The 11,987-nt window shown below is 72.8% G+C and carries 10 protein-coding genes; 9 read left to right on the top strand and 1 reads right to left on the bottom strand.

The genetic code is table 11. From position 1 onward, the window contains the following. Positions 1-9: 9 nt before the first annotated feature. The 8 genes from AB0O19_RS23420 to AB0O19_RS23385 all read left to right on the top strand — a co-directional run bounded on the left by AB0O19_RS23420 (position 10) and on the right by AB0O19_RS23385 (position 7,937). A complete protein-coding gene (locus AB0O19_RS23420; RefSeq protein ID WP_363622017.1) occupies positions 10-1,122 on the top strand; it encodes a ketoacyl-ACP synthase III in 1,113 nt (370 codons plus the stop codon). Positions 1,123-1,151: 29 nt separating this feature from the next. Beyond that, the gene (locus AB0O19_RS23415; protein ID WP_363622016.1) at positions 1,152-1,991 is read left to right on the top strand and encodes an SDR family NAD(P)-dependent oxidoreductase; all 840 of its coding nucleotides are present in this window, start codon (positions 1,152-1,154) and stop codon (positions 1,989-1,991) included. Then, entirely contained in the window at positions 1,988-3,124 is a 1,137-nt protein-coding gene (locus AB0O19_RS23410; protein WP_363622014.1) for a beta-ketoacyl-ACP synthase 3, read from the top strand. Before AB0O19_RS23415 ends, AB0O19_RS23410 begins: the two co-directional genes overlap by 4 nt. Beyond that, positions 3,121-3,486, top strand: coding sequence for a phosphopantetheine-binding protein (locus AB0O19_RS23405; RefSeq protein ID WP_363622012.1), 366 nt, complete (start codon positions 3,121-3,123; stop codon positions 3,484-3,486). Before AB0O19_RS23410 ends, AB0O19_RS23405 begins: the two co-directional genes overlap by 4 nt. After that, positions 3,483-4,727, top strand: coding sequence for a beta-ketoacyl-[acyl-carrier-protein] synthase family protein (locus AB0O19_RS23400; RefSeq protein ID WP_363622010.1), 1,245 nt, complete (start codon positions 3,483-3,485; stop codon positions 4,725-4,727). The genes AB0O19_RS23405 and AB0O19_RS23400 overlap by 4 nt, the downstream gene beginning before the upstream one ends. Positions 4,728-4,807: 80 nt before the next feature. Then, positions 4,808-5,161 carry an antibiotic biosynthesis monooxygenase gene (locus tag AB0O19_RS23395; RefSeq protein ID WP_363622008.1) on the top strand — a complete coding sequence of 118 codons (354 nt, stop codon included), beginning with the start codon at positions 4,808-4,810 and terminating at the stop codon, positions 5,159-5,161. Positions 5,162-5,288: 127 nt separating this feature from the next. Beyond that, a complete protein-coding gene (locus AB0O19_RS23390; RefSeq protein ID WP_363622004.1) occupies positions 5,289-6,107 on the top strand; it encodes a maleylpyruvate isomerase family mycothiol-dependent enzyme in 819 nt (272 codons plus the stop codon). 366 nt (positions 6,108-6,473) lie between these two features. After that, the gene (locus AB0O19_RS23385) at positions 6,474-7,937 is read left to right on the top strand and encodes a DUF4157 domain-containing protein (RefSeq protein WP_363622002.1); all 1,464 of its coding nucleotides are present in this window, start codon (positions 6,474-6,476) and stop codon (positions 7,935-7,937) included. Positions 7,938-8,210: 273 nt separating this feature from the next. Here AB0O19_RS23385 and AB0O19_RS23380 read toward each other — a convergent pair whose 3' ends face one another. After that, the gene (locus AB0O19_RS23380; protein ID WP_363622000.1) at positions 8,211-9,380 is read right to left on the bottom strand and encodes a pyridoxal-phosphate dependent enzyme; all 1,170 of its coding nucleotides are present in this window, start codon (positions 9,378-9,380) and stop codon (positions 8,211-8,213) included. A 917-nt stretch (positions 9,381-10,297) separates the two neighbouring features. On the opposite strand from AB0O19_RS23380, the gene AB0O19_RS23375 reads away from it, so the two are divergent. Then, on the top strand, positions 10,298-11,449 hold the full coding sequence (locus AB0O19_RS23375) for a DNA gyrase subunit B (RefSeq protein ID WP_363621998.1): 1,152 nt from the start codon (positions 10,298-10,300) through the stop codon (positions 11,447-11,449). The last annotated feature ends 538 nt before the right edge of the window (positions 11,450-11,987 follow it).

Raw genomic sequence — 11,987 nt, 5'->3', positions numbered from 1 at the left:
AAGCCCCCCATGACCGGCGTCCTGGGCATGGGCACGTACCTGCCCGCCGAGGTCCGGGGCAACCACGAGGTCGGCCCGCCCGCCGGTGTCTCGGCCACCTGGATCACCGAGCGCACCGGCGTGGTCGAACGGCATCGGGCCGCACCCGACGAGGCCGCCTCGGACCTGGCAGCCGCCGCCGTACTGGCCGCCTGCGAGGCTGTCGGCATCCCGCCGGACCGGCTCGACCTCGTCGTCGCGGCGACCTCCACGCCCGACGAACTCGGGCCGGCCACCGCCTGCCGCGTCCAGGCCCTCACCGGCGCTGGCAACGCCGTCGCACTCGACGTCAGCGCGGCCTGCTCCGGCTGGCTGTTCGCGGCCAAGGTCGCGCACGCCTGGCTGGCCACGACCCCCGGCGCCCGGTACGCGGCGGTCGTCGGCGTCGAGGCCTACTCGAAGTTCGTCGACCCCGCCCACCGCGGCACCGCCGTCCTCTTCGCCGACGGCGCCGCCGCGGCCGTCCTGGGCCCCGTCCACGACGACGCCGGCTTCCAGGGCTTCCGCCTCGGCTCGGACGGTCGCGGCGCGCACCACGTGCTGATCCCCGCCGGCGGCAGCCGGATACCCGCCGGTCCCGGGAGCCTGAACGCCGGGCTGCACCACATCCACATGGACGGCCGGGTCGTGCGCGACTTCATCGCCGAGATCTTCCCCCGCCTCGTCGACCAGGCCCTCACCGACCACGGCCTCGCCCTCAAGGACATCGACGCCTTCATCACCCACCAGCCCAACCCGCTGCTCCTGCGCGCGGTCGCGGACCGGATCGGCATCCCGGCCGAACGCCTGCACATCACCGGAGACCTGACGGGCAACATCGGCGCGGCCTCCGCCCCCTTCGCGCTGGCCGACGCCGCCGCCCGCGGCCTGCTGGCCGACCGGGCCCGCGTGCTCGTCTGCGTCTTCGGCGCCGGCCTGACCTGGGGCAGCGCCCTGCTCACCTGGACGGGCGCCCGCGCCCTGCGCGCGCCCGTCCGGTCCAGCAGCGACCTGGACAGCACCGCCCGGGATGGGGCTGCCCAGGACAGCACCGCCCGGGACACTCCCGTCCGGGACACCCCCGCCCGGAACGCCACCGACTGACGCCCCGCCGGAACCGGAGGAACACCCCCATGACCATCCTCAACCGCTTCCGCCTCGACGGCCGCCGCGCCCTGGTGACCGGCTCCTCGCGCGGCATCGGCCAGGCCGTCGCCGTCGCGCTCGCCCAGGCCGGGGCCCGGCTCGCCCTCTCCGCCCGCACCGGGCCCGCGCTGAAGCACACCGCCGACCAGGTGGCCCGCTACGGGGGCACCCCCGTCCTGGTGCCCGGCGACCTCGCCGACACCGGGCAGGCCGCCATCGTCGACCAGGCCGCCCAGGCGCTGGGTGGCCTCGACATCGTCGTCCACAACGCCGGCATCCTGCCCACCAACCCCGACGGCAGCACACTCCTCGCACCGCTGCAGCACCTCCCGCAGCACGTCTGGGACGAGGTGGTCGCGGTCAACCTCAACGCCACCGCCGCGATCTGCCGGCACGCCCACCCGTACCTGGCGCAGTCGGACGGCGCCAGCCTGGTGCTGATGTCCTCGGTCGCGGGTCTGGTCGGCACGCCCATGATGGAGGTCTACGCCGCGACCAAGGCCGCCCAGGTCTCCCTCGCCCGCAGCCTCGCGGTCGGCTGGGCCCGCAGCGGGATCCGGGTCAACGCGCTGTGCCCCGGCTGGGTGCGCACCGACATGACGGCCGCCGTCCACACCAACGCCGCGCTCACCGACTGGCTGCTGGCCCACGTGCCGATGGGGCGCTGGGCCGAACTGGAGGACGTCGCCGCGGCGGCGCTGTTCCTGGCCTCGCCCGCCTCCGGCTTCCTCACCGGGCAGGCGATCGCCCTGGACGGCGGCCTCTCGGTCCCCGACGGCGGCCTTGCGGGCACCCCCAAGCCGCCCTCCCCGTTCGCCGCGGCATGACCTCCCCACCCCCCGTCCCCGCCCCCACCCTCGCCTCCGCCCCCGGTCGCCGTGCCACGGCGGTGATCGCCGGCCTCGGTTCCAGCCTCCCGCCCCGGGAGGTGACCAACACCCAGGTCATCGCCCGGGGCGGCCTGGACACCACCGACGAGTGGATCACCGGCCGGACCGGCATCCACCGCCGGCGGCTGGCCGGACCCGGCGTCAGCACCGGGGACCTGGCCACGGCCGCCGCGCGCGCCGCGATCGACTCCACCGGCTCCCCGGGCCTGCGCCCGGACCTGCTCCTGCTGGCCACCACCACGCCGGACCGCCCCTGCCCGGCCACCGCACCGGAGGTCGCCCACCGCCTCGGCCTCGGACCGGTCCCCGCGTTCGACCTCGCGGCCGTCTGCTCGGGCTTCCTCTACGGCCTGGCCACGGCCTCCGCCCTGCTCCGCAGCGGCGCCTGCCGCACCCCCCTGGTGGTCGCGGCCGAGAAGTACTCGGCCATCGTCGACCCCTTCGACCGCGACACCGCACCGCTCTTCGGCGACGCCGCCGCCGCAGTGGTGCTCCGCCCCGGGGACACCACCGAACCCGGTGCCCTGCTGGAGACCGACTGGGGCAGCGACGGCGGCGAGAGCGACCTGATCACCGTGGCCGCAGGCGGCTCCCGACTCCCCGCCACCGAAGCCCCCGGGCGCGATGACCGCTACTTCCGGATGCGCGGGCGCCAGGTCTACGCCCACGCCGTACGCCGGATGGCCGCCTCCGCCGGGGCCGCCCTGGTCGCGACCGGCTGGCAGGCCCGCGAAGTCCAGGCCTTCATCGGGCACCAGGCCAACCAGCGGATCCTGGACGCCGTCGCCGACCGCCTCGGCATCCCGCCACGGCACCGCTTCGGCAACATCCGCGACGTCGGCAACACGGCGGGCGCCTCCGTACCGCTCGCCCTCGCCGACGCCGCCGCCCGAGGGGCCTGCCGCCCGGGCGCCCCGACCCTGCTCACCGCCTTCGGCGGCGGTCTCACCTGGGCCTCCGCCACCCTGCTGTGGCCGGACGCACCCGTACGGACGGCCGCCCCGGAACCCTGGCCCCCGCGCCACGGCCACGACCACGACCACGACCACGAGGAGGTCAGCCCACCGTGAACCCCGTCCGCGAGCACCTGGTCACCCTGCTCACCGAGAAGTTCGACACCCCCTCCGACACGATCGGCGACGACGCCGCCCTCGACGACCTCGACCTCGACTCCCTCGCCCGGATCGAACTCGTCGTCACCCTCCAGGACCACTGGGGCGTCGCCCTGGACGACGACCTCGACTCCGCCGCCGACGTGACGGTGGGCCAACTCGTCGGCCGCATCCACGCCCTGCTCGCGCAGCCCGGCCGGCCCGTCGAGCCCGTCGCGTCCGTCGCGTCCGTCGAGCCCGACCCGTCCGTCGAGCCCGTCGCGTCCGTCGAGCCCGACCCGTTTGTCGACCCCGAGCAGCCGCCCGGCCCAGCCGCATGACCGCGTCCCGCCCACCGCTCGCCGTCACCGGGATCGGCCTGGCCACCCCGGCAGGTCACGGGGCGGAGCCGACCTGGCGAGGCGTCCTCGACGCCCGCAGCACGGCAGCACCCGACCCGGCGCTCGCCGGGCTCCCGGTCGTCCTCTCCTGCCGGGTCCCCGGCGACTCCGCCGCGCTGGTCGGCGGCCGCCAGCCCTGGCGGCTGGACCGCGCCACCCGCTTCGCCATCGCCGCCGCGCGGGAGGCCGTCGCCGACGCGGGCCTCGAACCCGCGCGCTGGGACGGCGCCCGGGTCGCCCTGGTCCTCGGCTCCGCCGCCGGAGGAGTCGGCAGCTACGAACACGCGGCGGAACGACTCCGCACCCTGGGCCCCTCCGCCGTGTCCGCACTGGCGCTCCCCGCCTTCCTGCCGAACATGGCAGCAGCTCAACTCGCCATCGAGCTCGGCACGACGGGCCCGGTGCTGCACACCGCCACCGCCTGCGCCTCCGGGGCCGCCGCCATCCACACCGCAGCCCTGCTGCTCCACGCCGGAGCCTGCGACATCGCCCTGGCCGGCGGCACCGACGCCATGATCACTCCGGTCTGCGTCGCCGGATTCGCCCGGATGAAGGCCCTCTCCCGCAACACCGACCCCGCCCGCGCCTCCCGCCCGTTCGACGCGGACCGCGACGGCTTCGTCATCGGCGAGGGAGCGGGCTTCCTCGTCCTGGAACGCCGGCCGGACGCGACGTCGCGGCAGGCCGCGCCCAGAGCCCTGCTGGTCGGCACCGGAACCGCCACCGACGCCTACCACCCCGTCGCACCGCACCCGGAAGCCCGCGGACTCGAAGCGGCCGCCCGGCTGGCCCTCGCCGAGGCCGGCGCCTGCCCCGACGACGTCGACCACGTCAACGCCCACGGCACGAGCACCCCGCTCAACGACTCCGCGGAGGCCCGCCTGATCGACCGGCTCTTCGCCCGGCGCTCCCCGTCCGTCACCTCCGCCAAGGGCACGCTCGGCCACACGATGGGCGCCGCCGGTGCCATCGAAGCCGCCCTGACGGTGCTCACCGTGCAGCACCAACTCGTCCCCGCCACCGCGGGGTTCGCCGTCCCCGACCGGGACACCGGCGCGATCGACCTGGTCCACGGCGGCCCCCGCCGCCAGCGCCTCCACCTCGCACTGAGCACCTCGGCCGGATTCGGCGGCCACAACACCGCCCTCGCCTTCGCCCCCGCCGCCACCCCCGGGAGCTGACACCGGGACGAGGACGTGATGCGCGTCGCCGTTCAGGAAAGAGCTGGATCGTTCGGCGCATCCCGCCTTACGGTGGCGCCATGAGTGATCACCCCGAAGCACCTGTCGTGCCCGTCGAGGCCTATGAACCCCCCTACTACCTGGCCGTCTTCACGACGGTGCGAACCCAGGAGCAGAGCGGTTACAGCGAGACCAGCGCACGCATGGAAGACCTGGTGAAGGACGTCCCCGGGTACCTGGGGATGGACCACGCCCAGACCCCTGGCGGCCTGGGCATCACCGTCGGGTACTTCCGCGACGCCGACGCCCTCACGGAGTGGCGGAGCAACGTCGAGCACCGCGCGGCGCAGAAGCGCGGGCAAGCCGAGTGGTACCAGAACTACACGCTGCACGTGGCGAAAGTGGAGCGCAGCCACGGCTTCAGCCGCGTGTAGGGGTCTGCGGGCCCGATAGTGGGCTGACCGGCTCTCGTCGTCCGGGCGGGCCGCGATGGTCAGGGGCCGGCCCGGACCGTGTCGCGGGTCTGGACAGCGGTGCGGGGGTCGGCCAGTCTTCACCAGCATGACCCTCCCGCTCCCCGAGCACGTCCCCGGTGCCGCGCGCACCGCGCTCTTCGAAGCCGTCACCGCCGTCGGCGACGAGGCCGTCGCCCTGCTCGCCGGCGGCCGCGGCGACACCCCGATACCCGGCGCCGAGTGGACGGTCGGCGAGGCCGCCGCCCACCTGGCGATGGCCAACGAGCTGATGGCCGATTTGGCCGCCGGCGAGGAACGGCCGTACGGGGACGGCACTCCGGGTGCGCTGGCTGCCGCGAACGCGGCCTCGCTGGCCAGGCGGCCGGAGCGGGACCTGACCGTGCTCGGCGGGGAGATCGCCCGGCAGGCGCGGGAGTTCACGGCGGCGGCCGGCGCGCGTGCCGGCACCGAGCCGGTGCTGACCCCGCTCGGCCCGATGGACCTGGACACCCTCGGCGCCTATCTGCTGACCCACATGCTGGGCCACCTCTACGACATCGCCCTCGCTCTCGGGCGGCCGCACCCGATCGACCGGCACCGCGTGGGGCTGACGATGCCCTTCCTGCGGACGGCGATGCCCCGGGTGCTGGACGCGCGCGCCGCGGCGGGCCACAGTGCCTGCTACCGGCTGCGGGTGCGCGGCCTGGACGGGTTCGCGGTGACCTTCACGGACGGTGTCGCCGTGGTGAGCCAGGAGCCGCCGCGCCGCCCGGACTGCACGATCCTCACCGGGCCGGTGGCGTTCTTCCTCATCGCGCTGGGCCGCTACACCGCCACCGGCGCCCTCGCCCGGGGCAAGGTGCTCGCCTGGGGCCGCAGGCCGTGGCTGGCCCCGGGCTTCCCCCGGCTGTTCGCGGCCCCCTGAACACGGCTCCCTGAGCGTGGCCCCCTGAACACGGCCGCCGGCCGGGCGCGGGACGCCCGTGTCACACCGACGCATCGTGACCTGGCCGTCGTGCCCGCCGAGCCGGCGAAGACGGAGGGAGCGCTCCTGCCGGACCAGACCGTGCTCGTCGTCGAAGTGACATCACCGTCGAACGGTGAAACCGACAGGACCGCCAAGCGCCGGCGCTGCTCGCAGGTCGGCGCTCCCACGCACGGGTGCGCGCCCCGGCCCTCTCCCGTGCCCTTTGGAGCACAGAACGGTGCCCGATCGTCCGTTGTGCTGCGCGACGACAGTCCGGCCGGATATGTCAGAGGGAACACCTGTCGCGCCTCTGGAGGGGTTCCCATGCACGCGAAAGACCCCGGCAAGCCGTCGGAGCCGCAGCGGCGCCGCGACCTGCCGCGCAAGGCCGCTCCGGCGGCCGACGGGCTGGGGCTGAGCCTCGGGGGCGGGTCTGCGCAGACGGCCCTCGCCTTGCAGCGCGGCATCGGCAACGCCGCGGTCTCGCGCGTGATCGAGCGGTCCAGGCACCAGCACGGTGCGGGGTGCGGTCACCCGCAGGCCGCCGTCGGGGCGGGCGCACCAGTACAGCGGTCCACCGTTCACGACGTCCTGAGCACGGGCGGCAGGCCGCTGGACGACGCCACCCGCACCGAGATGGAAGCCCGGATCGGCGCCGACTTCTCCGACGTCCGCATCCACACCGGCCAGGCCGCCCGAGCCTCTGCCGCTGAGGTCGGCGCCCGCGCCTACACCTCGGGCAACCACGTGGTCATCGGCGACGGCGGCATGGACCGGCACACCCTCGCCCACGAGCTGACGCACGTCGTGCAACAGCGCCAAGGCCCCGTCGCGGGCACCGACAACGGCGACGGCCTGAAGGTCTCCTCCCCGTCCGACCGCTTCGAGCGGGAGGCCGAAGCCAACGCGACCCGGGTGCTGAGCGGCGTTGTCCCCGCCCAGCGGAGGACGGGGGACGCACCAGCCGCCCGCCCCGGTGCGCCGGTCGTGCAGCGCGCCATCACCTACGCCAAGGCCGACTGGTCACGGCAGCACCTCTCACCGGACCGTTTCGCGGAACTGCTCCACCAGGCGTCCGGCGAGCAGGACGGTGACGGATTCAGCGTCCCCTACCGGGAGTTGTTCAAGGCCCTGGAGGAGTCCGCCATCACCATCGAGATCGACGAGCAGACGGACATCAAGAGTGCGCGCGCGTTGTTCGCGCTCAGCAACGAGGGAGAGGGCGGCGCGCTGAGGATCACCCCGCCCAAGGACGACGCCTCACCGCTCGAACTGCGGGAATTCGCCGCGACCGTGACCCACGAGATGCAGCACGCGCTCGACTCGGTCACCGGCCGTTTCAAGTCCCAGGAGAAGCCGCAGACGATGGCGCAGCGGAAGATCTCCACCGAGTTGCGCGCGTTCGGCGAAGAGGCGGCCGCGGCGCTCAAACTCGCCATGGGCGACGGCTACAGCAAGAGCCAGGGGAAGCTCTCCGCGATCCTGAAGACGATCCCCGGGGACCGGCTCACGCCCGAGCGCAGTCGACTCGCCGGCGAGTTCCACATGATGGACAGCTACCGTGCCGCCAACCTGGATCCCCTCGACGCCTTCGGGGCGGGGATCCCGATCCCCGACAGCGTGCTCCTGGAACGTGTGGCGGGCTACCTGTCCTTCTACAAGCTGGTCGTCGACACCCCGACCAGCGCGGAAGCACTCCAGTGGCTGCGCGCCACCCCGGCGGTGGTGGAGAAGGGGCTGGTGGAGGGGATCGTCCTGTTCCACAACCACCGCCCGCAGCCGGAGTGAGGCTGCGGGCGGTCGGGAGGGTGACAAGTGCGACACCACGTCCATCCGTTGCGGGCGGAAGCCCGGATCTGCGCGTTCACCGCGCAGTCGGCGTCGAATCCGGTGCCGCCCGCGGCTTCAGGGCTTGGGGGGAAGGCAGAGGGGACCGGGCAGGTCTGAACCCGGCTGACGCTGATGGCAGAAGACCTTCCGGGACGCCGTCCCGGAAGGCGGCCTGAGTCACAGATCCACCCGGCTGAAGCCGGAATCCCCCGGCTTCGGTCGGGGGAGCAGTCACATGTTCCACACGGCCGTCGTGGGGCGAGGCGTGGGGGGAACGGAGGTGGGCGGGGCCCAGACGCCGTTCTCGAAGAAGTCCTTGATGGTGGTGTACCAGGGCTTGTAGACGATCTTCTGATCCGCCAGCCAGGCGTCGTTGTAGTACTCGTTCGTGTAGCGGTCGCCCGGATCGCACATCACGGTGGCGACGCTTCCGAGTTGGGGGCCGTCGTTCATGCCGAGCAGGATCTGGATCGCGCTGAACACGCCGGTTCCGGTCGAGGGCCCGGCGTGGATGCCCCACTCCGTCCGGTCGGAGAGGTAGCGCATGGTGGCGACCGACGCCGCGTCGGCGACGCGGATCATGCGGTTGACCGTGGTCGGCACGAACGAGGCCTCGACCCTGGGCCGGCCGATGCCCTCGATGTGCGAGCCCTGGTCGGTCACCGTGGGGTCCTTCCAGTACCAGCCGTCGAAGTACGCGGAGTGCTCCGGGTCGGGCACGCACACCCGGAGCTTCTTGGCGGTGTACCGGGCGTACCGGGCCACCGAGGTCGTCGTGCCGCCGGTGCCCGCGCCCATGGTGAACCAGTCCAGGTTCGGTAGGCCCTTCAGCAGTTCCGCCGCGAGACTGTGTTCGCCACGCCAGTCGTAGGACCGCTCCGCGTACGTGAACTGGTCCATGAAGTGGCCGTCATAGCGCTTCGCCACCCGGTGGGCGTACTCGACGATGTCACCCGACACCGGGACCACGGTGCCGCCGTACTCCTCGATCTTCTTCTGCTTCTCCGGGGCCGTGGTCTTCGGCACGACCGCGTAGAAGTCGATGCCGAGCTTTTGGCAGTACCACGCCTCGGAGATGGCCGTCGAGCCGCTGGACGCCTCCACCACGGGGCGGCCTTCCGCCAGCCAGCCGCTGGCCAGGGCGTGGGTGAGCAACGCCGCCGCGAGCCGGTGCTTGTGGCTACCGGACGGCTGGTCGGCCTCTCGCTTGATGTGCAGCTTCAACCCGTTGAGCTGTGGGGGCAGCGGAATCTCCTTCACCGCCGTCTCCTTGGGAGCGAGTTCGCCGCGAATGCGCTGGATGCAGGCGTTCACCCACTCCCGGTCGTCCGGGTAGACGTCCGACTCGTCGTCCCCCTCCACCGCCAGGACCTTCTCGTCCACGCGTTCCATCACACTCATCAGCAGTCTCCGTCCAGTTCATCGAGCTCCACCCGCCCATGCTGGGGCGGCATCCGCCCCAGCATGGGAGGCGCGACGGCCCCTGGTGGGAAGGTGGTGCTTTCGACACGCACTATTCGTCGAGACAGCGCAACGCGCCCGGTCCGCCCGAAGCCCTCGGGCCTCGGTTGTTGCCTCGTGCTCCGCCAGGATCGCGGCGAGGTCGGCACCTCCCGTCCACAACCGCAGCTCCCCGTGGGCCTTTTGGTGGTTCGAGGCCGGGTGCACGGCAGTGCGGACTGGGCGGGCCAATAGACCCTTGATGCCGTGAACCGTCTTGTCGCCGGCGCGTGTTGGGTGAAGGTCGAGCACTGGTCGAACTGCCTCAGGCCCTGCGAGATGGACGTCCGGACCGATTGAGCAGCCCGAACGGTGGGCAATGTGCGCTCAGCCAGCTCAGCCAGCTCAGCCAGCTCAGCCAGCTCAGCCAGCTGGACCGGCGTGTGGCGGAGGCGACAAGTAGCCGAGGAGTGACCGAGACCAGCGGGAGGTCGGGGGCCGGTGACCCGCAGGCCGACGCGCGTCGGCTCGGGCTGAAGGGCGACTGCTGGAACGGCCCACTCATCAGTCGAGCCGTCCGGCTCTGCGGGCCCGAATGGCCGCGGAGCCGGACGGTTCGGGCGTCATCCACGACCGCACCGGGGCGACGTGAAAATTTCTGAAATTCGTGGCCCCGCAGCCGCCCGGAACAGTGCCGCAGACGCCCCTCGGAGGGCCGCGGCCGGATTGCGGCGGCAGTGCGCACCCATCCCGGCCGGGCGCTCACGATTGCCCCTCAGGGGCCCGTCCGCGGCCTCGCCAAAGTGGCTTTGACCTGGTGTTTTCTCGGAAATCTCGTAGGCTGGGGAGCTCTGTCGGACACCCTCGGAGGGGGCATCATGAGCGAGGAATGCAAGGCGTACGACGCCAGCGCGATCGTGGTTATCGAGGGCCTGGAGGCCGTTCGGAAGCGGCCGGGGATGTACATCGGATCGGTCGGTGAACGCGGCCTGCACTACCTGGTGTTCGAGGTCGCCGAGCGGGCGATGGACGAGATCCTCGGCGGCACCGCCAGCCGTGTCGAGATCGCCCTCACCGCCGACGGTGGCGTCCGCGTCGCCGACGACGGCACGGGCCTCCCGGTCGGGCACGCCGGCCACAGCGACGGCCCTGCGCTGGAGAGCCGGTTGGCCGTGCTCTGCTGCGGGGCACAGCCTGCCAACCGGCGCTCGCTGCTCGGCGGCTACTTCGACGTGGGACTGGCCGTCGTCAACGCGCTGTCGGGCCGTCTGACGGCCGAGGTGCGGCGCGACGGCGCCCGCTGGGTGTTGGAGTACGAGCGAGGCGTAGCTGTCGCGACGCCTACCCGCACCGGACCGGCCGACGACAGCGGGACCGCGATCACCTTCCGGCCCGATGCCGAGATCTTCGAGACACTGGAGTTCTCGTTCGACGCACTGGCCGAGCGCTTCAGGGAAATGTCCTTCCTGAACCGGGACTTGGACATCACCCTGACCGATGACCGCGACCCTGCGGCGCCCCGGGCCGTCCGCTTCCGGTTCCCGGGCGGACCGAGGGACCACATCGCGGAGCAGAGCGCCCCCCTCCACCCGGACGTGATCGGTTTCGAGCGCGAGTACTCCGAAATGGAGGGAACTGTCGAGGTGGCTTTCCGTTGGTGCGACACCCGCGAGGAGCGGGTCGCAAGTTACGCCAACAGCCGGCCGACCACCGGCGGCGGCACGCACGAGCTCGGCTTCCGCGACGGCCTGGCGGCTGCGGTCAACGCCTACGCCCGCGAGCAACAGCTGCTCACCCCGTCCGACCCCGACCTCACCCCCGCCCAGCTCGGCGTGGGCCTGACGGCGGTCGTGTCGGTGAAGCTCGATCACCCCGAGCTCGAGGGGTCCACCCGCGACCGACTGGGCAACGGGCCCGTCCGCGCCTGCGTGACCGAGGCCGTCCGAGAGCACCTGGCTGCCTGGCTCCGCGCCAACCCGGCACAGGCGACCGCCGTCCTCGCCCGGATCTCGATGACCACCCGCCGCTGACAGCACACCGAAGGCACCGAAGCCCAGGTCGGGATTGGTCCCCGGCCTGGGCCTCGGAGGATCAGGCCATCGCACGGTCTCCAGAGGCCCGCGTACGGCCTGGCACTGTGGCGCAGGAGGCGTGACCTGCGTCAACTTCACTCCAGGACTTGATGGTTCGATGCCTGCCGGCCGACTGGGGGTGCTCCCGACCGGTCGCCAAAGGGGAGGTGGGGCGGTCAGAGGGGCAGGCCCTGCCAACCGCCGAGGGGGTCTGTACGGTGACCGGCTCTCGCTCACTTTCGGTGGTGACGTTCGGTAATTTCCGCTACCTGCAGTGATCCACCCGGTTCACGCTGGGAGCCGGCGACTCGACTCTTGGGCGCGCCGCAGACAGGGAGGGCGGCCTGGGGCACGCGAGCGGTTTGACCAGGCACTTTTGCCATGACCTTCCGTCACCACCGAAAGTGAGCCAGAGCCAGTCGCTGGACAGGCCCCTACTAGGTGGATCACGGATTCGGAGCGGGTGGGGAGGGTTTCGCGGTCGCGGGCGAGGCGG

Source organism: Kitasatospora sp. NPDC091276 (assembly GCF_040684355.1).
Classification (GTDB): Bacteria; Actinomycetota; Actinomycetes; order Streptomycetales; family Streptomycetaceae; genus Kitasatospora.
Note: the sequence above shows the minus strand (reverse complement) of the source record. Positions and strands in the feature narration are given on the sequence as shown.